Annotated in this window: 21 protein-coding genes; 12 read left to right on the forward strand and 9 right to left on the reverse strand. The window is 42.6% G+C overall.

What is annotated here, in order from left to right; genetic code table 11:
* Positions 1-19: 19 nt before the first annotated feature.
* The 3 genes from ispE to DFP80_RS11185 are packed head-to-tail and all read right to left on the reverse strand — an operon-like array spanning position 20 to position 3,242.
* On the reverse strand, positions 20-895 hold the full coding sequence (gene ispE, locus DFP80_RS11175; protein WP_113916883.1) for a 4-(cytidine 5'-diphospho)-2-C-methyl-D-erythritol kinase: 876 nt from the start codon (positions 893-895) through the stop codon (positions 20-22).
* Positions 880-1,458, reverse strand: a complete 579-nt coding sequence (gene lolB / locus DFP80_RS11180) for a lipoprotein insertase outer membrane protein LolB (protein WP_113916884.1) — start codon at positions 1,456-1,458, stop codon at positions 880-882. The genes ispE and lolB overlap by 16 nt, the downstream gene beginning before the upstream one ends.
* Positions 1,455-3,242 carry a tetratricopeptide repeat protein gene (locus DFP80_RS11185; RefSeq protein WP_241560227.1) on the reverse strand — a complete coding sequence of 596 codons (1,788 nt, stop codon included), beginning with the start codon at positions 3,240-3,242 and terminating at the stop codon, positions 1,455-1,457. The genes lolB and DFP80_RS11185 overlap by 4 nt, the downstream gene beginning before the upstream one ends.
* A gap of 222 nt (positions 3,243-3,464) precedes the next feature.
* Between DFP80_RS11185 and hemA the strand changes: the two genes are divergently transcribed.
* The 3 genes from hemA to prmC are packed head-to-tail and all read left to right on the forward strand — an operon-like array spanning position 3,465 to position 6,692.
* A complete protein-coding gene (hemA, locus tag DFP80_RS11190) occupies positions 3,465-4,733 on the forward strand; it encodes a glutamyl-tRNA reductase (protein WP_113916886.1) in 1,269 nt (422 codons plus the stop codon).
* A 3-nt stretch (positions 4,734-4,736) separates the two neighbouring features.
* Entirely contained in the window at positions 4,737-5,825 is a 1,089-nt protein-coding gene (gene prfA / locus DFP80_RS11195) for a peptide chain release factor 1 (protein ID WP_113916887.1), read from the forward strand.
* A gap of 18 nt (positions 5,826-5,843) precedes the next feature.
* Positions 5,844-6,692: a peptide chain release factor N(5)-glutamine methyltransferase gene (gene prmC / locus DFP80_RS11200; protein ID WP_113916888.1), complete on the forward strand. Its 849-nt coding sequence runs from the start codon at positions 5,844-5,846 to the stop codon at positions 6,690-6,692.
* A gap of 37 nt (positions 6,693-6,729) precedes the next feature.
* Here prmC and yaaA read toward each other — a convergent pair whose 3' ends face one another.
* Positions 6,730-7,512 carry a peroxide stress protein YaaA gene (gene yaaA / locus DFP80_RS11205; RefSeq protein ID WP_113916889.1) on the reverse strand — a complete coding sequence of 261 codons (783 nt, stop codon included), beginning with the start codon at positions 7,510-7,512 and terminating at the stop codon, positions 6,730-6,732.
* Between the two features lie 91 nt (positions 7,513-7,603).
* On the opposite strand from yaaA, the gene DFP80_RS11210 reads away from it, so the two are divergent.
* The 3 genes from DFP80_RS11210 (at position 7,604) to DFP80_RS11220 (ending at position 10,404) form a co-directional block, all read left to right on the forward strand.
* On the forward strand, positions 7,604-7,789 hold the full coding sequence (locus tag DFP80_RS11210) for a hypothetical protein (protein WP_113916890.1): 186 nt from the start codon (positions 7,604-7,606) through the stop codon (positions 7,787-7,789).
* Between the two features lie 54 nt (positions 7,790-7,843).
* Positions 7,844-8,755, forward strand: coding sequence for a hypothetical protein (locus tag DFP80_RS11215; RefSeq protein WP_113916891.1), 912 nt, complete (start codon positions 7,844-7,846; stop codon positions 8,753-8,755).
* A gap of 101 nt (positions 8,756-8,856) precedes the next feature.
* Positions 8,857-10,404, forward strand: a complete 1,548-nt coding sequence (locus DFP80_RS11220) for a methyl-accepting chemotaxis protein (protein ID WP_113916892.1) — start codon at positions 8,857-8,859, stop codon at positions 10,402-10,404.
* Positions 10,405-10,494: 90 nt separating this feature from the next.
* Here the strand turns inward: DFP80_RS11220 and DFP80_RS11225 are convergent, their stop codons facing one another.
* The 4 genes from DFP80_RS11225 to hemC are packed head-to-tail and all read right to left on the reverse strand — an operon-like array spanning position 10,495 to position 14,694.
* On the reverse strand, positions 10,495-11,724 hold the full coding sequence (locus DFP80_RS11225) for a heme biosynthesis HemY N-terminal domain-containing protein (RefSeq protein ID WP_113916893.1): 1,230 nt from the start codon (positions 11,722-11,724) through the stop codon (positions 10,495-10,497).
* Complete coding sequence (locus tag DFP80_RS11230; RefSeq protein ID WP_113916894.1) at positions 11,721-12,998, reverse strand: uroporphyrinogen-III C-methyltransferase; 1,278 nt, start codon at positions 12,996-12,998, stop codon at positions 11,721-11,723. The genes DFP80_RS11225 and DFP80_RS11230 overlap by 4 nt, the downstream gene beginning before the upstream one ends.
* Positions 12,991-13,752 (reverse strand): uroporphyrinogen-III synthase, encoded by a 762-nt coding sequence (locus DFP80_RS11235; protein WP_113916895.1) that lies wholly within the window; start codon positions 13,750-13,752, stop codon positions 12,991-12,993. The genes DFP80_RS11230 and DFP80_RS11235 overlap by 8 nt, the downstream gene beginning before the upstream one ends.
* A gap of 18 nt (positions 13,753-13,770) precedes the next feature.
* Positions 13,771-14,694, reverse strand: a complete 924-nt coding sequence (gene hemC, locus DFP80_RS11240) for a hydroxymethylbilane synthase (RefSeq protein WP_113916896.1) — start codon at positions 14,692-14,694, stop codon at positions 13,771-13,773.
* Between the two features lie 155 nt (positions 14,695-14,849).
* Here hemC and argH point away from each other — a divergent pair, with 155 nt between their 5' ends.
* Positions 14,850-16,250, forward strand: a complete 1,401-nt coding sequence (gene argH / locus DFP80_RS11245) for an argininosuccinate lyase (RefSeq protein WP_113916897.1) — start codon at positions 14,850-14,852, stop codon at positions 16,248-16,250.
* Positions 16,251-16,321: 71 nt separating this feature from the next.
* On the opposite strand, the gene DFP80_RS11250 is transcribed toward argH, so the two are convergent.
* Positions 16,322-17,164: a hypothetical protein gene (locus tag DFP80_RS11250; protein ID WP_113916898.1), complete on the reverse strand. Its 843-nt coding sequence runs from the start codon at positions 17,162-17,164 to the stop codon at positions 16,322-16,324.
* Between the two features lie 236 nt (positions 17,165-17,400).
* On the opposite strand from DFP80_RS11250, the gene lptM reads away from it, so the two are divergent.
* Genes lptM through DFP80_RS11275 form a run of 5 tightly spaced genes read left to right on the forward strand, consistent with a single transcriptional unit; the run spans position 17,401 to position 21,009 of the window.
* Positions 17,401-17,517, forward strand: a complete 117-nt coding sequence (gene lptM, locus DFP80_RS11255; protein ID WP_113917098.1) for an LPS translocon maturation chaperone LptM — start codon at positions 17,401-17,403, stop codon at positions 17,515-17,517.
* A 14-nt stretch (positions 17,518-17,531) separates the two neighbouring features.
* Positions 17,532-18,785 (forward strand): diaminopimelate decarboxylase, encoded by a 1,254-nt coding sequence (gene lysA / locus DFP80_RS11260; RefSeq protein WP_113916899.1) that lies wholly within the window; start codon positions 17,532-17,534, stop codon positions 18,783-18,785.
* A 10-nt stretch (positions 18,786-18,795) separates the two neighbouring features.
* Complete coding sequence (gene dapF, locus DFP80_RS11265) at positions 18,796-19,626, forward strand: diaminopimelate epimerase (protein WP_113916900.1); 831 nt, start codon at positions 18,796-18,798, stop codon at positions 19,624-19,626.
* Between the two features lie 7 nt (positions 19,627-19,633).
* Positions 19,634-20,299 carry a DUF484 family protein gene (locus DFP80_RS11270; RefSeq protein WP_113916901.1) on the forward strand — a complete coding sequence of 222 codons (666 nt, stop codon included), beginning with the start codon at positions 19,634-19,636 and terminating at the stop codon, positions 20,297-20,299.
* On the forward strand, positions 20,296-21,009 hold the full coding sequence (locus DFP80_RS11275; RefSeq protein WP_113916902.1) for an HAD family hydrolase: 714 nt from the start codon (positions 20,296-20,298) through the stop codon (positions 21,007-21,009). Before DFP80_RS11270 ends, DFP80_RS11275 begins: the two co-directional genes overlap by 4 nt.
* Positions 21,010-21,067: the final 58 nt, after the last annotated feature.

Below are 21,067 nucleotides of genomic sequence, written 5' to 3' on the forward strand. Positions count from 1 at the left end.
ATTATCTAGGTAGTACACACTAGCCTCTATTTTGCTCAATCCACTGGTTTAACGCTGCGTGTGTTGGAGAAGTGTTACTACCACGACAAACCCAACTCTGCCATTTCTTTGGTGTAGACGATCTTACTCGTTCCGCGTCGCGCAAATTATCGAATGCTAAAAATAGACAGGCGCCTGTTCCTGTGAGCTTTGCATCACCATGATCTTTCAACCATAAGTATGCTTCATTAACCTCAGGATAGTGCTTTTTTACCACGTCTAAGCAATCATTATGCCCACCCAGCTTCAAGGCGTGCGATATTCTGATGGGAGGGGTGTCTCTTGTCAAATATTTATCGGTAAAAATTTGACCAGTTGAGACATGGCAATTGGGTTTGAGGAGCAAAAAATATGGGGTGTTTAACTCAACTTTTTGCAACTTTTCTCCGACGCCTTCTGCAAAGGCTGCAAAGCCCATGATGAAAACTGGAATGTCTGCTCCTAGTTGCACCCCTAATTCTGCTAGTCTTTCCAGCGAAAGGTGGCACTCCCATAGTACGTTTAGAGCCAGTAAAGCAGTGGCTGCATTTGAGCTACCGCCACCAATGCCACCGCCCATAGGTAATTGTTTTGTCAGAATAATATCAATACCGAAAGCGGGGTCTTTTTTGAAGGGGGTAAGCAGTTTGGCGGCTTTATATATAAGGTTATCTTTAGTGGGAAGCTGTTCTATGGGCGGTGAAATAGATATGTGATTATTATGAGTTAGTGAAAAGTCCAAGGTGTCGCACAAGTCGATAAACTGAAACAGTGTTTGTAATTCATGGTAGCCGTCTTCTCGTTGGCCCGTGATGTGTAAAAATAAATTTAATTTTGCAGGAGAAGGTAATTGCATCTTGGTTACTGAACTGCCCATTGGTTAATAATTAAATTGACTCTAAACGGAGGGTTAGATACCTGCATTTTTTGTGGTAACGACAAACCGTCTACTTTGGTGAAATTACTGTAGTTAACAACCCAGCCATCTTGTTCTATTTTCTCAGGTAAGTTGTTGTCAGGGTTTCTAGTTACTTGAGCCGCAGAAGTGGGTGCCACTAGCCCTCTAATCCAATAGGTTACTTGGCTAACAGGAAACTCCCAGCCTAATTCATGTTGTAGTAGTGTTGCAGGGTCATTGCCTGTGATGACTTTGTCTTCATAGGATAGGATGACTTTGCCATCTGTGGTTTGGGTTAGATTGGTTGCGCCTTGACCAAAAGGACCGACAATACTTAGATCAAACGTTTTTGGGCCTTTTTGCCAGTTGAAATTCCCTGACACTGCATCATTTTTAGTTCGTATTCCTACTCTGCCAGACGTTTCCCATTTCGAAATGGCGTTAACGCTTTCTGGTGGCGGCGTTGTTGGCTCTATTGGTCTTGAGCTACAGGCGCTAATCAGTGCGGTAAAAGTAAGAATGCAGAGAGAGCGATAAGTCATGATGATTTGTCCTGTTTTTGTTCTTCCAGTAACGACGGAGACAATCGTTTTATGGTGTCGAGTAATAGTGGTGTATTTGGCGAGGAATCAAGGGCTGTTTCCCAGATGAGTATCGCCTCTTTATAATGGCGCTGTTTCCATAATGATTCGCCGTAGTGGGCTGCAATTTCAGCGTCGGGTAAAATTGACCAAGCTTTTTTAAGGTAGTAAGAGGATTGTTCGAGCTTTCCTTTAAGGAAGAATCCCCACCCTAAACTGTCAATAATTGCTGGGTCATTGTCTGTTTTTTCGTAAGCCGATTCGATATATTCCATGGCTTCATCAATACGTTTGGTACGAGTGAGTAGTGTATAGCCAAGCGCATTTAGGTACTGAGGGTTCTGGGGATCTTTTTGTAACAGTTTTTTTAGCTCTGATTCTGTTGTTTTCCAGTTCCCTAAGGTATCTGCAAGCAGGGCTTTGTGATAACGCAAAACATCAGATTCAGGAAGTGCCAGCAGTGCATCACTGACTAGTTGAAACGACATGTCGATATGGCCTTTTTCTTCGTGAAGATGGCTAATAGCAGTCACTTGCTCTGGCATGTTTTCTCTAGGTGTTCGATTGATGACCATGCGGTTGATGTCATCCTCTCTGCCTTCATCATATAGCCATAATGCAATTTGGTTGGTCGCATTTGTTCGTAAAGGGCCCTCTACTTTTTTCATTAGCTCTATGGCTTGTGTTCTTTCACCAAGTTGGGCCATGGCAATAGCCGTTAAATATTGAATCTGATCCGATAAGCCGAGTTGTTCTTCAGGCAAGCTGTTGGCCGTTGCTAAGGCTAACTTAGGCTGATCGTTTTCCAGTAACGTTCGCATTAAATTAATGCCAACTTGCAGCTTTTCTGGCGAGCTAAGGTCTGCTTTCTGGTATGTTTCGCTAGCAAGCTTTGCTTGTTCATTTACCACTAACAAATCAATTAAAGGTGTGATCACCCTAGTATTGTCTGGGAGGTTCTTTAATGCTAGCTGCAGTGTTTTGATTGCGTCATCTGTAAAACCAAGATTTTTTTGGCTAAAAGCGAGAATAAGATAAAGAGTTTCATTTTTATCTGTATTGCCTTCGGCTAACAATTTTTCTGACGAGTTAATCGCCATCTGGTATTTACCAGAAAGTAATAGTAGGTGTGCATAGCTTAATTGTATGTATTGATTGTTTTTTGATGCCGTTGGAAGTGCGGAAATAGCATCATCAATAGTGTTAAGTTGGTCGCTATCACGAACATTATCCTCAAGATAAAGAGGCAAGAAGCGTAAAGAAACCTTATGCCTGATTGCATTGGTGAGTAGTGTGGTAACTTCTTCAGTGCGATTGTCTTTGACGAGAATTTGTAGTTTTAACGAATAAGCTGCTTCTGCCGTTGGGTCGGCAGATAGCCATAAGTTTGCGCTTCTTTCTATATATAAATGGTTTTGAGAAGCCACAGCAATGTGCATTAGCCTTTCAATTAGAATGATATCGCCTGACTTACTGGCTAATTCATAAAAAGGTTCAAAGGCTTTGTTTGGTCCTTCTCTTTGCAAGGTAAATTCGGCATTGAGCAATTCTTCAAGTTTATTTTGATTCGCTGCGCTCTTTTCTTGAAGCGACTCTGTGATCGGTGGCAAGGTATTTTGCTGGGGCGAATTTTGGCCACATGCATTCAAGATGGATAAGCTTAGCAATGCTAAAAGCAACAAAAAGCCTTTTTTAATGGGCTCTTGAGGGGCTTTTTTGTGTGCAGGGCCTATAACAGCAGGCATATTTTTTCTCGATGCTAAATTCATACAACCCTTATGGTATCGTTAGCGACTCGTTATGTCAGTCATAACTATAAACTAATCCTATTACTTTTATTGGTCATATGGGGTGCGAAAAAAAGCGAATTTCTCGTATAATGTGTCTTCTTTATGTAAAGAGTCATGTTGGAGCAATGCTTGCTTCTGTCATTACCTTAAGATCTCGATCTTTGAGAAGAGTCCTGAATGCCGCTAATTACTGTAGGTGTAAATCACAAAACTGCGCCGGTCTCGATACGTGAGCGCGTGGCCTTTGCGCCTGAAAAGATGATCGATGCCTTGTCTTCTCTGATATCTAAGAACAAAGCTAAGGAAGCAGTAATAGTATCGACTTGTAATCGCACCGAGCTTTATTGTTCGATCGAAGACCTTAGCAAGGCGGGCGACGTCATTGCTTGGTTAGGAGAATACCACGGTATAGCCTTACCAGAGTTACAGCAATATTGTTATACACACTCTGCTGATGATAGTGTGCGCCATGTTATGCGTGTGGCGGCGGGGCTAGATTCATTGATTTTAGGTGAGCCTCAGATTCTTGGGCAGGTAAAATCGGCTTATGCCGTTTCACAAGAAGGCTCGTGCATTGGTCCAGAGCTGGAATCTTTATTTCAGCGTACCTTCTCTGTTGCTAAACGTGTGCGTACAGACACGGCGATTGGTGAGAACCCTGTTTCTATTGCCTTTGCTGCAGTGAGTCTTGCGCAGCGTATTTTTGCCGATATTAGAAGCAGTACCGCGTTGTTGATTGGTGCTGGACAAACAATTGAGCTAGTGGCGAGGCATCTAAAAGAAAATGGAATTAAACGTATTATAGTGGCCAACCGAACCTTAGCTCGAGCTCAGGTTTTAGCGGATGAGCTTAATGCTGAAGCCATTATGTTGGGTGAGATTGGTGATTACTTATCACAAGCTGACATTGTTATTTCTTCAACAGCAAGCCAATTACCGATTATTGGTAAAGGGATGGTCGAGCGCGCGACGGCACAGCGCCGTCATTCGCCAATCTTGTTAATTGATATTGCTGTGCCTCGAGATATCGAGCCGGAAGTTGAGGAAGTGAACGACGCGTATCTTTATACCGTCGATGACCTTCATTCAGTGATTGAAGAAAATGTTAGAGCAAGGCAAGATGCGGCGAAAGCAGCCGAGCAAATGATAGAAGAAGGGGTTGATTCTTACCGACGCGTTGTTGAGTCGAGAAAGGTATCAGACCTGATAGTGACCTTTAGGCAATCTGCCGAGGCTATCAAAAATACAGAATTAGAAAAAGCTCTTAAAGGTCTTGAAATGGGGCAGTCACCTGAGCAGGTCGTTAACAAACTTGCTCATGGTTTGATGAACAAGCTCATCCATGCGCCAACGCGCTATTTGCGTGATGCAGGCGCCGACGCCGATCAAGACGCACTAATCATTGCCTCAAATGTATTGGGCATTTACGAAGAAAAAGACAATTAAAAAATGAAAGAATCTATAAAGTTAAAATTAGAAAGTTTATCTGATCGTTATGATGAGTTAGCCGCATTATTAGGTGTTGCTGAAGTGATTATGGATCAAGATCTGTTTCGTGCTTATTCCAAAGAATACGCAGAGCTTGAGCCTGTGGTTAAGTGTTTTAATGAGTTTCAACAAATAGATGAAAACATTGCAGAAGCTGAATTAATGATGACCGATGCTGACCCAGACATTAAAGAGATGGGGGTAGAGGAATACAAGGCAGGTCAAACTCAAAAGGAAGAACTTCAGCTGGTATTGCAAAAACTACTTTTGCCTAAAGACCCGAATGATTCGCGTAACGTATTTCTAGAAGTGCGTGCAGGTACTGGCGGTGATGAAGCGTCCATTTTCTCTGGCGATTTATTCCGTATGTATTCTCGTTATGCTGAAACGCAGCGTTGGAAAGTTGAGATTGTCAGTGCCAGTGAAGGTGATCATGGCGGCTACAAAGAAGTGATCGCCCGTATTGTTGGCGATGGTGCTTATTCTAAACTGAAGTTCGAATCTGGTGCGCATCGAGTTCAGCGTGTGCCAGCAACGGAATCACAAGGTCGTATTCATACATCAGCTTGTACTGTAGCTGTGATGCCTGAAATGGATGAAGTTGATGACATTACTATCAATAAAGCTGACTTACGAATTGATACTTTCCGTGCTTCTGGTGCTGGTGGTCAACACGTAAACAAAACAGACTCCGCGATTCGTCTGACGCACATTCCTACCGGTGTCGTTGTAGAATGCCAGGAAGAGCGCTCACAGCATAAGAACCGTGCTAAGGCTATGTCATTACTTGCGTCTCGCTTGCAAGCAGCTGAGCAAGAAAAAGCGGCGAGTGAACAATCTGAAACACGTAAATCTTTGGTTGGTAGTGGTGATCGTTCTGAGCGTATCCGCACTTATAATTATCCACAAGGGCGTGTTACGGATCATCGAATTAACTTGACCCTATACAAGCTTGACGAAATTGTAACTGGTGATTTGGATGTTTTGATTAATCCGTTAGTCAGTGAATTCCAGGCGGAGCAGTTGGCTGCGCTAAGTGGTGACAACTAATAAAGGTAATCATCGCATATGCGAATGGATGAATTATTGAAAGGCGCTTTCCAGCGCCTTTCTTCTGTTTCGGACACGGCCCAGCTTGATGCTCAGCTGTTGCTTGCTCACGTCCTTGGTGTTTCAACTTCTTATTTTTATACTTGGCCTGAGAAAGAGGTTAGTGCGATAGACGTTGAACGATTTTATACTTTGCTAGTGCGTCGGGAGCTTGGTGAACCTGTCGCCTATTTGTTGGGGCAGCAGTCATTTTGGAGTTTAGATTTAGAGGTGGCACCTTGTACCTTGATTCCTCGTGCTGACACAGAGCGTTTGGTGGAAGTAGCTTTAACCGTGCTTCCTAAAAACAAGGTGGCCCGCATTCTAGATCTAGGTACAGGAACGGGAGCGATTGCTTTATCTCTCGCCGTTGAGTTGCCTCAATCAACGGTTGTTGGTGTGGACTTAATTGAAGAAGCCGTGGCCTTAGCCAAACGTAACGCTATACGAAACCGGCTCGATAATGCGACGTTTCTGCAAAGTAGTTGGTTTGATGCCTTAGACGCTTGTGAGCCATTTAATTTGATTGTGTCCAATCCACCTTATATTGATCCTGATGATGAGCATTTGTCACAGGGAGATGTGCGTTTCGAACCTAAAAGTGCTTTGGTGGCTGACAATCATGGTATGGCAGACATTGAGCACATTATTAATATCGCCTCTAATTTTATGGCGCCAGATGCGTATTTAATGTTCGAGCATGGCTACGACCAAGCTTCTTATGTTCAAGCATGTTTGATAGAGGCGGGCTTTGTTGCTGTCGAGAGCTTTCAAGATCTTGGTGGCAATGATCGAGTGACCATTGGGCAATATAGTGTAAAGAAGTAAGCGCCATATAGTTAGCGCTTACTTCTATTTTAGTACTTTATTTACTAGGTTGTGCGCTTTCTGGACGAATAAAAACAGGGCTGTCTTTTGTTGATTGCTGAGGGTCATAACGATACCCAGCAAGGTCAAATGCTTTAAGTTCATCTAGTGTGTTACATCGGTTTTCGATAAGGTAACGGGCCATTAATCCGCGTGCTTTTTTTGCATAAAAACTGATAACTTTAAACTTGCCATTTTTTTCGTCGAGGAAGTTTGGAGTGATTAATGGCGAGCATAACTTTTTCTTGTTCACTGCTTTGAAATACTCATTAGACGCTAAGTTAACCAGTAACTCGCCTTCATCAAGCGTATCGTTAATTTTGTTAACTATAATGTCTCCCCAGAATTGATATAGGTTAGTGCCTCGATCGTTTTTTAGGCTGGTGCCCATTTCTAATCGGTAGGCTTGCATAAGATCCAATGGCTTTAGTAACCCGTATAGGCCACTTAGAATACGCAGAGACTCTTGAGCATATTTCATATCGCTTTCTTTTAATGAGTAAGCATCTAGTCCTGTATACACATCTCCCATGAAAGTATAGATAGCAGGGCGGCTGTTGTTTGTTGTGTGTTCTTTTTGCCACTCCTGATAGCGAGATACATTAAGAGTGGCGAGTTTATCGCTGAGCTTCATCAGCGAAGCGATATCAGCTGGTGAGTATGGCTTTATCGTGTTGATGAGTTCTTGAGATTCATCTAGCAGTTCTGGTTCACTGAACATATCGATGCTAGGTGTTGAGGTTAGGTCCAAGGTTTTCGCTGGTGATATTAAAAACTTCATAAGGATTCCATCTGCTTGATCATTGCGTTTGTTAAAGATTATCCATAGAGTGTCGATAGATATCCAGACAATGCTTTAATAGAGATAATTTATGAAGAATAATCTGATACCATTTCCTTCATCTCGTCAGCGTCATGACGAGCAAGAAGCATCTCCTGCATTCATAGATGAGTTGAAAGCTCTTAGAACCGCTTTTGACAAGGCTCGTGCTGATTGGGTAGTTGAGCTTGCAGAGTTGCCTGAAAATAATAAAATTTGTTGTGGCTCTAAAAAATAATAAGATAATTTTCTATTGTTTTTGTAGTGGGCTGCCTATTAAGGTGTTTAACCCATGTTGCTTTTTCTTGTTCGACATTCCCTTCCTTTTATGTTCGTGTTTGCTGTTGTCGGTTTTTTAATCCCTTCAGCTTCGTTAGCGTTTTTTCCTTTTTTACCCATAGTGCTATTTACTCTAATGTCATTAACTTTGTTGGGAATGAAGCAGAATGAGTTAATAAAACGATTAAGTAGCAAAGAAATATGGCTATATTCACTGCTGCATTCTGCTGTGTTCATGGGCATAGTCAGTGTGATTGGCTGGTGGTTGTCGTTCGAATCTGATCTCTTGTTAGCCGTGGTTGCTGTGGCTGCAACAGGCTCTTTATTTGCAACCCCTGCGATTGTTAGGGCACTGGGTTTTGATAGCCTTCAAGCTATGGCCATGACGATTGCGACGACATTAGTTCTGCCTCTTTCTATCTTTATCACTTTGATATCATTTCAGGCACAAAGTGTTGCATTAGATTGGGGAAGTTATTTCGTCCGTTTAGTGGTTTTCATATTTGGACCAATGTTGTTTTCGTTTTTGGTTCATCGCTTCTTACCAGAAGAAACATTAAGCCGATTTTTAATGAAAATTTCACCATATACCATTTTATTGGTGTTTGCTTTTCCATTTGGGTTGGTGGGAAGTTTTCGAGTGTTATTTGATCAAGAGCCTATGGAGGCGCTGAATTACTTTTTGCTAGCGACTGGGTTATGTGCTCTATTTTTTGTTTTGTCCTATCTTTTTTACCGTAAGCAAGGCAAGGCGATTGCACTTACTGCCGCTATCACTTCTGGTAATCGAAATGTTCTACTCACTTACAGCATTGCCGGCGGGTTACTGGGACCAGCATTTTTGCCTCTAGTGGGGGCTTTACAAATACCTACATATTTATTACCTGTTATTACTCGCTGGTTGAACAGAGTCTTACTAAAGTAATCCTTAGTGTTTTTATGTCATCTCATCTGGTGTTTTTAATGTATTAATATTTTTTATGATGGGATACTAGTTGGCGTGATACTTTAAGGATGGTTAGTTTAATGCGTAAAAATATGCCAGTGACAAAACAAGAAAAAACCTTTGCTCAAAATGAGAAGTTAATTACAACAACGGATTTAAAAGGAAAAATACTTCATTGTAATGATGCATTTGTAAAAATTAGTGGCTTTGGCAAAGACGAGCTAATGGGGAGTCCTCATAATATTGTGCGCCATCCTGATATGCCGAAAGAGGCGTTCCAAATTATGTGGGACACTTTGAAGCAAGGCAAAGCTTGGATGGGGTTGGTTAAAAATCGCTGTAAGAATGGCGATTTTTATTGGGTGGACGCTTATGTGACACCTGTCACTGAAGGTGGAAACGTTGTAGGTTATGAGTCAGTTCGGACCCTTCCTAGTCGAGAGGATGTGGCACGAGCAGAAAAAGTTTATCAACGAATCAATAGTGGAAAAAATGTCATTCCACGTTCCGTTATGTCATGGAAACTTATATTACCGCTGGTTGGTATTGCCCTTACCCTTGCGGCAGGCAGTGTTAATGTGCTCTATGGCGCTGGTGTTTTGGTGGCCACAAGTCTATTGGCGAATGGTTTATTTTTGCTGGCGCATTCTAAGTTACAAATGACACTCAGGCAGCGATTATCAAGTGCGTTTCTTCACCCTTTGGCCGGTGTGACTTATTCTGATACTTCTTTAGATATTGCGACGCTTGATGTTGGCGTCAAGAGTTTGCTCTCAAGAATGGACGCAGTATTAACCCGTTTTGAAGACGAGTCGCTTAAAGTCTCCGAACAATCTAAAACTGGACTTGCACTTACACTTGAAACAACAAAAGGTATGGTTAGTCAGCAGCATGAAACCCAGGATGTTGCAGCAGCAATGCAGCAAATGACGACGACGATCAACGATGTTGCTCAACATGTTCAGATGACGGCCGATAGCGCCAAATCCTCTTCGCAGGCTGCCAGCAGCGGTCAAAAAATTGTCGAAGAGACACGTCAGTCTATTCGTCAGTTGAGCGAAACAGTGAATGATATCGGCTCTACAGTGCAAGAGTTGGCAGATCGCTCTGAACAAATAGCACAAGTGGCGCAGATGATTGATCAGATTGCAGAACAAACAAACCTTCTGGCATTGAATGCTGCAATTGAGGCTGCGCGGGCTGGTGAGCATGGTCGCGGCTTTGCTGTGGTAGCCGATGAAGTTCGTCAACTAGCCCAAAGAACTCAAGATTCAACCAAGGATATTCACCATATTATAGAAACACTTCGTAATGGTGCTCAAAACTCTGTTTCTATTGCTAATCAAGGTAAGCATGACGCAACACAGGGTTTAGAAAAAATCATTGAGATGGAGGGCGCCTTTGGGAGTATTGTTGAGGGCGTTTCAAGAATATCAGATATGGCTATTCAAATGTCAGCAGCAGTTGAAGAGCAGGCTCATGTCTCTGAAGATATTAATCGACAAGTTGTGCGTATTTCTGATTTATCGGTTGACAGTTCTGAGAAGTCTAACCAATCAAGTGACAGTATTCGAGCGTTACAAGATGTAGCGAATAATATGCATGAGCTAGTAGTGCGTTTTAAGTAGCTCCTTGTTTTGCCTTAGATAAGACATAAAAAATGCTGTTATGAAAAATAACAGCATTTTTTATGTTTACGTATTTTACAAATAACCTTACTAAGGTAGCGGCAGTGGTTTTAATTGATTGCTGGCATGGCTTAGGTTGATCATCATTAGCTCTTGGCTTGCTTTGGTGTCGCCCATGGCTTTAAGTAGGCGGCTTAGCTCAGCTAGCGCCTCGTTGTGTGAGTCGAGTGAAAGGGATTGTTCATAATAGTCTCGCGCTTTACCCCATAGCATCATTTTCTGGCTTAAACGGCCACAGACAAGGTACAAGTTCGCGCTGGCTGGTTCTTTCTTCAGCCAATTCTCGCAGTTTACGAGCAATTTTTTAGTGTTGTCTTGCTGGATGTTGCCATACTCATAAACTAACTCTTCCGACCATCGATGATTTAAACTGTGGCGGATAAAGCTTTCTGCTTTTGTACTGTCACCGAAGTGAATAAGGGTGTGAGCATAGAGCTGCCTCATTCGGTCGTCTTGGGATAGGGTGTCCAATTTGTTCCATAGGCTTTCTACTTCGGCTACCAGCTCTTTGCTATTCTGCCCAAGTTTATTGCGAAACTTGATTTTATCTAGCAGAGCTAAAAAGGCATTACGCTCTAATTCGAGCATGTTGTCGTCGTCAAAAATACCATCTTTTTTGAGTGTTGGTGTGAGAGCGAGTAAGGCATCCCAATCTTTTAGTTGCTTATAAACAGTTACTAACATTTTCAGAACTTGCTTATGCTTTGGTTTTAATTTTTGGAGGCGTAAAAGAGAGGCGAGGGCACCTTCATAGTGTTCTTGCTTTATTTGAATTTGGCTTTGTGCAAAGCCAATAGCAAACTCCGCCTCCGGTGCTGATTGGTGGGCTGAACGCAATAAGGCTTTTGAGCGCTCCGGTTCATCTTGTTCGCTCGCAGCATAAGCGGCACTGATGTAGTTTATTAATGGATAAGGAACTTTTTCAGCACTATTAGTTAGTAGTTTTTCAGCCTTATTCCAATTACCGCCAATTAGTTCTAGCATGCCTCGAATAGTGTTTCTAGAGGCTCTTTTTTGTGCCAGATTACCAGTGACTTTAGCCAAGGAGTTGCTTGGCCTTAAGGCGATAAACAGAATCCGTTTCACCCAGCTAAGCACAAACAGTGCGATAATCATGGCGACAACCAGCACCCATAGGCTGGTTTCAATGGTAACGCCATTATAGGCGACTAAAACGTAGCCGCTGTCTTGACGCATGAGTAGCCCCAATACACCACCCACAGCCATCATGATGACAAGTAAGAAAAGGAGTTTTCTCATGTCCTATCTCCTAAGTCTATTTGAGGTGCTGTCATACTTTCACCTTTATTTTCACTCTCTATTTGAGACTGCTCAGCATTATCTGAAGTATTTGGGTTGTTTGAGTTGCGCTTATTCCACTCTTTCATTAATGATTTCATCGACATTAACGACGCTCTTGGCAATGGTAAGTCTGGAGATGGATTCAGCTGTTGTAAGGCGGTTAGGCTAGCCAGAAATGTCGTCACTCTGTTTGATTTGGTTTCAAAGTGCTCTGTCGTAGCGTTTGCAACACGTGATAATGCTTGTTGATAAATCACCGGTTCGCCTTTAATTAAGGCAACTTGAGCAATTTCCAGCTGCAGCTGTATACCAGTAATGAGCTCCTGGTATTCGGCTGGTGGCAACAATGCTTTGATAGGCTTGTGATTGTAATTTATGACGACCAGTGAGCGTAGGGATTGCCAAAAGCTTTCAAGCACCGAGGTGAGTTTTTCTGTTGCAGAGTGCTCAGTCTGCTGTGTTTTCTCTTTTGTACTCGCTTGCCACTCTTGCGATGGCTCTCGTTGGGGCAATGTTTGAACATTGTCATACAAGGCGTTTAGATTAAGGTAAGCGCCTTCTAAATCAAATTGACTAATAGATCTTAACGCTTGGATGTCTTTTGCTAAAGCTTTGCGTGTGGCGAACACGATAGGGTCTTCGAGTTCATTAAGTATATCGTCAGCGTTAACAAGCAGTGTTGCCGCGCCATTGTTATCTGCTTCAAGCAGCAGGCGTTGATTGGCGAGGCGAATCAAGTATTCAGCTTCAGCTAATTTCCAGTCTTCTTTTGTGGTGTTGTTAAGGCGGTTGAGTTTTGACTCAAGTGACAATAACTTTTCATCTTGTTGGGCTTGTTGAGTAGCGAGTTCAGTTTTCTGTAATAGAATGGTTTGTTCTGACGCTTTTACTTGGTCAATTAGTTGCGTTAGCTGAGATTTGTTGAGCTGGTTGGTGTTGAGTTTACTATCTAAAGCAATTTGTTGCGCTGCCAACTGTTGAAAATCGCTAGGTAGAGTGCTTTTTGTACTTTGGAAATACAGCCAGCCACTTGTTGCGATGGCGATAACGGAAAGGCCAAGAGATAAAACGGCAAAAGTCTTTATGGGTGATGTAGCAGGTTGTTTTTGTCCTGTCTCTTTTGGGGGTTGTGCTTTTGATTCACCCGATTGAAGCTCTGGTCTCGGGGTAGTGTCTGCTGCTTTTTCAATTGCCTCGTTTGATTCTTGCGCTTGCTTGTTGTTATCAGTCATTCTGTTTTCCTATGTGAAATTCCGTCGCTTTGATCATGCTATTATCGTCAGCGCCATTTGCGCACGAGGCATTTATCCAACCCATTTTTTTTGCTTGCTGAGCGACTCTAATGCTTGGAGTCAGGACTGGCAGAACCTTCCACTCTGGCTTATGCAGCGACACATATTCTGATAGGTTAAGTAAGCTTTCGCCACTGGTAATCCATATTAAATTGATATCGGGCAGCATGAAGAAAGTTTGAGCTGAATACTGCGGTTTTTTTCTCTCATAGAGTGAAAGGTAGCTAACTTTTGCTCCTCGCTCTTCTAATTTATTGCCTAATTCTGGGCGACCACCTTCACCGCGAATAATCAGTATTTTCTGATCTCTCATTCTGGCAGGTTTTAACCAATCAAGTAAGGTTTCTGTGGTGTGTCCAGGATTTGATAAAGCTGGAACGCCTTCATTAAGTAATGTCTGTGTTGTTCCTTGACCTATGCCTATCCAATGAACATTGGCAGGCAGCATAGGCCAACACTCATCCAGCCAATCACAAGCCAGTCGGGCAGCATTTTTACTGACAAATATAACGTAATCAAATGTATCGATATCAAATATTTGCGCTCGAATGACCGCTTTCTTGTTTGTGTCTTTTAGCGGAAAAATTTCCATCATTGGAAGTGGAACCGCCGACCAGCCGTGAGTATTTAAGCGCTCACAGGTTAGCGTGTTTTCAGGTTCTGGTCGGGTAATTAGGATACGACAGTCTTGCACCAATATTATGCCTTTTGGTTATTTATATAAGGCATCAAGGATGACGTCAGCACCACGAGCAAGTAAGTCATCTGCCAATTGCACACCAAGTGATTTAGCATCGTCTTTGTGTCCACGAATTTCACCCTCAATCATAGTTTTACCATCAGGACTACCTACTAAGCCTCTTAGCCATATGGTGTCGTCGTTTAAAATGGCGAAACAGGCAATTGGTGCTTGGCAACCACCATTAAGACGTTCGTTTACCGCTCGCTCAGCGGTAACGCGAATGGCGGTTTCTTCATGTTGCAATGGTGCTAATAAATCAATGGTTTGTACGTCATCTGAACGACACTCAATTCCCATAGCGCCTTGTCCGCCTGCTGGTAAGCTGGTTTCAGCAGGAATTTTTTGGCGAATGCGGTCAAACATTTCTAGGCGAACTAGCCCGGCTGTTGCCAGAATAATGGCATCGTATTCTCCATTATCCATTTTTCTGAGTCGCGTATTTACGTTGCCTCTTAGATCTTTGATGATTAAATCAGGACGGTTCATTTTTAACTGGCATGCTCGGCGTAAACTTGATGTGCCAACAACTGAGCCGTTTGGTAATTGATCCAATGATTCTACTTTATTTGAGACGAAGGCATCGCTAGGGTCTTCTCGCTCACAAATGACTGCAAGCCCAAGCCCTTCAGGAAATGCCATAGGTACATCTTTCATAGAGTGAACAGCAATGTCTGCTCGACCATCCATAAGTGCACTTTCTAATTCTTTGACAAAAAGCCCTTTACCGCCAATTTTAGATAATGGTGAATCGAGAATCTGATCGCCTTTTGTTGTCATGCCAAGCAATTCAACTTTCATGTCTGGGTAGAGGCTTTCTAGTTGTGCTTTGACGTTGTTTGCTTGCCAAAGGGCTAACTGGCTTTCTCTGGTTGCGATCACAATCTTGTCTTTCACTGCATCTCCTATTGACTTGTAGGTGGACTAATATCTTTTATTTCATGAACTAATGATACTCGCTAAGAAGGACTCCGTCATCTTTCAGTGCTTTATAAGTCGAGACGCTTAATGTACTCTTGGCAGCTGTTTGAATTTGTGTGGGAACCAACCGAATGACTGATACTAATAAAACCACGAACCAGCAATGGGGTGGTCGTTTTTCTGAGCCTGTTGATGCGTTTGTTGCGCGTTTTACTGCGTCTGTTGAGTTTGATCAACGTATGGCAAAACAGGATATTCAAGGGTCAATTGCGCATGGCAAAATGCTTGCTAGTGTTGGCGTTTTGACGGAAGAAGAACGAGATCAGATTATTCAGGGGCTGACTGAAATTGAAGGTGAAATAGCCCGTGGTGAGTTTGAGTGGTCGATTGAATTAGAAGATGTTCATATGAACATTGAAGCTCGTTTGACACAAAAAATCGGCATTACCGGCAAAAAATTGCACACAGGCCGTTCTCGTAATGACCAAGTGGCTACTGATATTCGTCTTTATATGCGTGATGAAGTGGACTTTTTGTTAGAAGAAGTGACTCGTTTACAGCAGGGGATTTTGAGTTTGGCTGAAAAAGAAGCCAGTACTATTATGCCCGGCTTTACTCACTTGCAAACGGCTCAGCCAGTCACTTTTGGTCATCATTTAATGGCATGGTACGAAATGATGCAGCGTGATTACGAGCGTCTGGTAGATTGTCGTAAACGTATTAATATCTTACCACTTGGTGCAGCGGCGCTAGCGGGGACAACTTACCCAATTGATCGTCATATGACGGCAGAATTATTAGGGTTTGAGCGTCCTACGTACAACTCTTTGGATTCGGTAAGTGATCGAGATTTTGCCATTGAGTTTACAGCAACGGCTTCTATCATCATGATGCACATGTCCCGTTGGGCAGAAGAAATGGTGATGTGGGTGTCGGCACAGTTTAACTTTATTTATTTGCCAGACCGGTTCTGTACTGGCTCATCGATTATGCCGCAGAAGAAAAATCCAGATGTGCCAGAACTAGTCCGTGGTAAAACAGGTCGTGTATATGGGCATTTAATGGGCTTGTTAACCTTAATGAAGTCACAGTGTTTGGCATACAACAAAGACAATCAAGAAGACAAAGAGCCATTGTTTGATACTGTGGATACTCTTAAAGGTTCATTGCGAGCCTTTGCAGATATGATTCCAGCGATTGAATCTCGTAAAGAACATATGTATGAAGCGGCTCGTCGTGGTTTCTCTACCGCGACTGATTTGGCAGATTACTTGGTTCGCCATGGTGTTGCGTTCCGAGATGCACATGAGATTGTTGGTAAAGCGGTGGGGTACGGTGTCAATGAAGGTAAGGACTTATCCGAAATGACGCTGGAAGAGCTGCAATCTTTCGGTAGCATGATCGAAGCAGATGTTTTTGATGTTTTGACGCTTGAGGGCTCCGTGGCTGCTCGTAATCATATTGGTGGAACGGCCCCTGCTCAAGTATTGCTAGCAGTAGAGCGTGCTAAAGCGGATCTTGCAACACGATAATTATTGTGACGACGGCGAGACGACATGATTTAAAACGGCTACTTTAGAGTAGCCGTTTTTTATTCTCCAGTTTATTTTGTTGGTTGGGTTAAGTTAAAGGGAGAGTCTGGGCCTAATACTTCATTTGTGATTATGCTGGGTGAAATATTCAGCTCAAAATGAAACAGCTTAGATTTTACTCCGCAGCCATCAAACACAATAGCCCAGCCTTCATTGCTGCCTTCTTTTGGTAGTTTCCAGCAAACTCCTTTGATATTGACATAGCGTGTTCCATCTGCGTCTTTCGTTATCGGGTAGTCCACTTCTTTTGTTAGACCTTTCAAATAGTCTTTTTGTGCTTTTTTAGACTCTGCAATTTTGTCTCTGAGTTCGGGGGAGAAAATATGTGTTAATGCTTCATCCTTTATATCTGGAGATAAAGACACTTTTGATAAATCAAGTAACTCAGGTTTGTCAGAGCTTAATTGAGTCGGACTCAAGCTTGTATTTAATGCGTCATTTCGTAAGAAATTTTCCGATAGTGTCTGTTTATTATCTTGGTTATTTAGGAGTGCTTGAGGATCAAAATCATTGTTTCTTTCACTGAGCTCTTTACCTGTAATGTGTTCGTTTTCAAGCGACGTCGTTGACTCGGTTGTTATCATTGCCGTTGCTTGCTCTGTATTCTTTGTTGGTGTCTGAGCTGTTTCAAGCGTTGCATTATCTTGCTGAGAATCAATCGGCTTGTTTTTTTCCTTCTTTGTAAATGTCTTTGTTTCTATTTCTATTTCCTCATTATTTTCGGCTGTTTGTGGTGAAGATAATAAGAGTAATTTAAAAGTTGAGGGGCGTGTGTCTATATCAAACCAATCTTGGTTGTCTGAAATTCCGATTATCAATATGTGTATTGCGATGGCGCAGAAAAGTGCTGCCATCCATGGGGCAATCCTATTTTTCATAAACCTTCTTATACTTGGTGCTTTGTTTAGGTGGGCAATGCTGAATCTAATTTAAGATTCTGTAAGTATAGCTTGAGGTAAATATAGCAAATTCAAGCCTGACCGCCTTCCCATTCTAGGTAAAGAATATCAATGTAATTGACTCACTGGGGTTGGGAAACGAACAGGCTGCAAGGTATACTGTCTCAATCAAAAATAGAAGAGATAAGATGATGTTTAAATTGCTTTCTGTATGTGTTCTAGCTGTTTTTCTTACGGCTTGCGGAAATAAAGGTGCACTTTATTTGCCGAATGACACAACTGAGCTGCATCAAGAATCATCTTTATAGCTGAGGATTCCCCTTTGGATTTTTTTAATTACTCAAATCAGGCTCTGCATGCAGAGAATGTTGCCTTATCAGATATTGCTAATCAATATGGCACTCCGTGTTACGTATACTCTCGTGCGACTCTTGAACGCCATTACAAAGCGTATGCTGATGCGTTTGCATCACACCCAACTTTAATCTGTTATGCCGTAAAAGCGTGCTCAAATATTGCAATTTTGAATGTATTGGCTCGCCTAGGTTCAGGTTTTGATATCGTTTCCATCGGTGAGCTTGAGCGCGTTTTGAAAGCTGGTGGTGAGCCGTCTAAAATTATGTTCTCAGGTTTAGGCAAGCAAGTTGTAGAAATGCGTCGAGCATTGGAGGTTGGTATTCATTGCTTCAATGTGGAATCTGAAGCGGAATTGTACCGATTAGATCAAGTGGCTGGCGAAATGGGCAAAGTGGCGCCAGTTTCTTTGCGTGTTAACCCTGATGTTGATGCGAAAACACACCCTTACATTTCAACAGGTTTGAAAGAAAATAAGTTTGGTATTGATATTAAAGACGCGGTTCGCATTTATAAAATTGCTCATGCATTACCTAACCTGAATGTCATGGGCGTTGATTGTCACATCGGCTCACAGCTGACAGAGCTGAAGCCATTTCTAGATACATTTGATCGCTTGATTGGCCTAGTTGATGAATTGGCTGAGGTTGGTATTTCCATTAAACATCTAGATCTAGGTGGTGGTTTAGGGGTTCGGTACCGCGATGAAGTGCCACCATCACCTGCTGATTACGCTAAGTTATTACTGGAAAAGGTAAAGGGCAAGGATTTTGAACTGGCATTTGAGCCAGGTCGTTCCATAGCTGCGAACGCGGGGGTTTTATTAACGCAAGTTGAGTTTTTGAAATGCACGCCGCATAAAAATTTCGCCATCATCGATGGGGCGATGAATGACCTAATTCGTCCATCCTTATACAGTGCTTGGATGAATATTGTCCCAGTTTCTTTGTTGCCAACCTCCGAAGGTAAGCGTAACTACGATCTTGTTGGACCTATTTGTGAGACTGGTGACTTTTTAGGTAAAGATCGTGAGCTTGATATTCAGGCCGGTGACCTTTTAGCTGTTCGCTCTGCTGGTGCTTATGGCTTCACTATGGCGTCAAATTACAATAGCCGTAATCGTGCAGCGGAAGTGATGGTTGATGGCGATAAAACATATTTGATTCGTGCTCGTGAAACGATTGAGCATCAGTTAGCTGGCGAGCAAATTTTGCCAGTCTGAGGAGTGCGTCGTGTTATTGAAATTTACCAAAATGCATGGTCTGGGAAACGATTTTGTCGTAGTGGATGCGGTGTCTCGTAAGGTGTTTTTTAATAAACAGCAAATCGAACGATTGAGTGATCGTAACTGGGGAATTGGATTTGATCAGCTTTTAGTTGTCGAGCCACCAACGAATCCAGATATGGATTTTCGCTACCGCATTTACAATTCAGATGGTAGTGAAGTGGAGCATTGTGGAAATGGTGCTCGCTGCTTTGCTAAATTTGTCTTAGATCGAGAGTTAACGAATAAACGCATCATTAATGTTGAAACAAAACGTGGTGCAATCCAATTACGTGTAATAGACGGTGGTTTAGTCACAGTAGATATGGGAGCGCCAAGTTTTGAGCCAAAAGATTTGCCGTTTACGGCAGAGCCTTGTGATGGTCTTTACAAGATTATGGCTGGTGAGACAGAGTATTCAATAACGCCAGTATCTGTTGGTAACCCTCATGCCGTAATTAAAGTAGATCAACTGATAGATGATGAAGTTGCTACGGTTGGACCCTTAATTGAGGGGCACGAACGTTTTCCTAGAAATGTAAATGTTGGTTTTATGCAGGTTATTAGTCCTGATGAAATCAATTTACGTGTTTATGAGCGTGGCGTGGGTGAAACTCAAGCCTGTGGGACTGGAGCTTGTGCGGCAGTCGTTGCTGGTATTAAACAGGGGTGGTTATCTCCTAAGGTTACTGCTCATTTACGTGGCGGCGACCTACATATTGAATGGCAGGGTGAAGGCTTTCCTATTCTTATGACGGGTCCTGCTGCGAAGGTGTTCGAAGGTCAAATTTACCTGTAGAGGGATTATGAGCGAAGAAGAAGTAATTCAATATTTGTCAACAGCACCGGATTTTTTTATTCGGAATACTGATTTGTTGGAGAGTCTGACGCTTCCTCATCCCGTTAATGGGAGGGCGGTTTCACTGCTTGAGTATCAGGTGCAATCGTTACGGAAAACGACTGCAGATTATCGTGCAGAGTTTGATCGTTTAATAGACGTGGCTCGCGAGAATGAGTCTACCATGCAAAAAAGTCGTCGTTTAGTCTTAGCTGGCCTCACTTGTAGCTCATTAGACGACCTTGCCGTTATTATTGATGACATGGTAAGAGATGATTTTGATGTCTCTCATCATGCGTTGGTTTTTTATGGTGAGTTTCCTGAGAGTGCGGTTAGATCTCATATGTTGGCGGAAGATGATGTGTTTTTGTCTCATACAGCAGGTTTTACTGACTGTTTTTGTGGCATGTTGCCAGCCAATGAAATGAGCTTTCTTTTTCCAGATGATGCTTCCACAATCCGTTCTGTTGCTGTATTGCCGTTGCTTACTAGAGAGGGCGGGGAAGTGAAAAAACGTGGTGTTCTTGTATTGGGGGCTGAAAACCAATCTGCTTTTGATAAAGAAAAAGGGGCTCTGTTCCTTCAATATATTGCTGATTTATTGAGTGCTATTTTATTGAGGCTATTAACGTGAATGTGCTGATTACCTTTGACCTTGATAATACTCTTTGGGACGTCGCTCCCGTCATTATGAGAGCTGAATATGCGATGGAGTCTTGGTTTGAGGAACGTTTCCCAGGCTTTTCTCTACAATGCCCATTTCTCGTCCGAGATGAGTTCAAAAGCAAAATTTTGTCGGAAAAGCCAGAAATGGCTTTTAACTTGACTGCGGTTCGGCTGGCTGTGTACAAACTGGCATTAAAGCAATTTGGACTGCCTTCAGAAGAAGCCGAATCTGTTGCAGGTGCTGCGTTGGCGCATTTTTGTGAGTGGCGCCAAAAAGTGGATCTTTATCCTCATGTTGTGGATGTTTTAGAGGCCTTGCAGCAAGACTATACTTTGGCTGTTATTACTAACGGTAATGCTGATGTCTTCCACCCTTATGTTGGTCTAGGTCAATACTTTGATTTTGCAGTCCGTGCAGATCAAGTTGGTATCGCAAAACCTGCTGTTGATGTGTTTTCAATGGCGGCTAAAAATGCGGGCGTAGAGATATCTGAACTCATTCATGTGGGGGATCATCCTGTCGATGATGTTTTTGGAGCATCTAATGCTGGTGCAAAAAGTGTCTGGTTTAATCGCCATGGCGCGCAGCGTTGGGGAGATGATTGGGGAGCTCGCTCACACGCAGAAATACACTCATTGCTTGAATTGCCAACGGTTATACGATCTTTAATGCTATAGCATTTTTCTATTGCTTTAATTAGATAGAACTCATTTTTACCCCAATCATTTAGTGATA

The organism is Marinomonas rhizomae (genome assembly GCF_003315485.1).
Lineage (GTDB): Bacteria > Pseudomonadota > Gammaproteobacteria > Pseudomonadales > Marinomonadaceae > Marinomonas > Marinomonas rhizomae.

Coding starts and splice junctions, on each gene's coding strand:
- DFP80_RS11225 (WP_113916893.1), bottom strand. CDS start 11,724: ATGAGAAAACTCCTTTTCTTACTTGTCATCATGATGGCTGTGGGTGGT.
- DFP80_RS11220 (WP_113916892.1), top strand. CDS start 8,857: ATGCGTAAAAATATGCCAGTGACAAAACAAGAAAAAACCTTTGCTCAA.
- ispE (WP_113916883.1), bottom strand. CDS start 895: ATGGGCAGTTCAGTAACCAAGATGCAATTACCTTCTCCTGCAAAATTA.
- argH (WP_113916897.1), top strand. CDS start 14,850: ATGACTGATACTAATAAAACCACGAACCAGCAATGGGGTGGTCGTTTT.
- DFP80_RS11185 (WP_241560227.1), bottom strand. CDS start 3,242: ATGCCTGCTGTTATAGGCCCTGCACACAAAAAAGCCCCTCAAGAGCCC.
- DFP80_RS11270 (WP_113916901.1), top strand. CDS start 19,634: ATGAGCGAAGAAGAAGTAATTCAATATTTGTCAACAGCACCGGATTTT.
- DFP80_RS11250 (WP_113916898.1), bottom strand. CDS start 17,164: ATGGCAGCACTTTTCTGCGCCATCGCAATACACATATTGATAATCGGA.
- DFP80_RS11210 (WP_113916890.1), top strand. CDS start 7,604: ATGAAGAATAATCTGATACCATTTCCTTCATCTCGTCAGCGTCATGAC.
- lolB (WP_113916884.1), bottom strand. CDS start 1,458: ATGACTTATCGCTCTCTCTGCATTCTTACTTTTACCGCACTGATTAGC.
- yaaA (WP_113916889.1), bottom strand. CDS start 7,512: ATGAAGTTTTTAATATCACCAGCGAAAACCTTGGACCTAACCTCAACA.
- prmC (WP_113916888.1), top strand. CDS start 5,844: ATGCGAATGGATGAATTATTGAAAGGCGCTTTCCAGCGCCTTTCTTCT.
- prfA (WP_113916887.1), top strand. CDS start 4,737: ATGAAAGAATCTATAAAGTTAAAATTAGAAAGTTTATCTGATCGTTAT.
- hemA (WP_113916886.1), top strand. CDS start 3,465: ATGCCGCTAATTACTGTAGGTGTAAATCACAAAACTGCGCCGGTCTCG.
- DFP80_RS11230 (WP_113916894.1), bottom strand. CDS start 12,998: ATGACTGATAACAACAAGCAAGCGCAAGAATCAAACGAGGCAATTGAA.
- lptM (WP_113917098.1), top strand. CDS start 17,401: ATGTTTAAATTGCTTTCTGTATGTGTTCTAGCTGTTTTTCTTACGGCT.
- DFP80_RS11215 (WP_113916891.1), top strand. CDS start 7,844: ATGTTGCTTTTTCTTGTTCGACATTCCCTTCCTTTTATGTTCGTGTTT.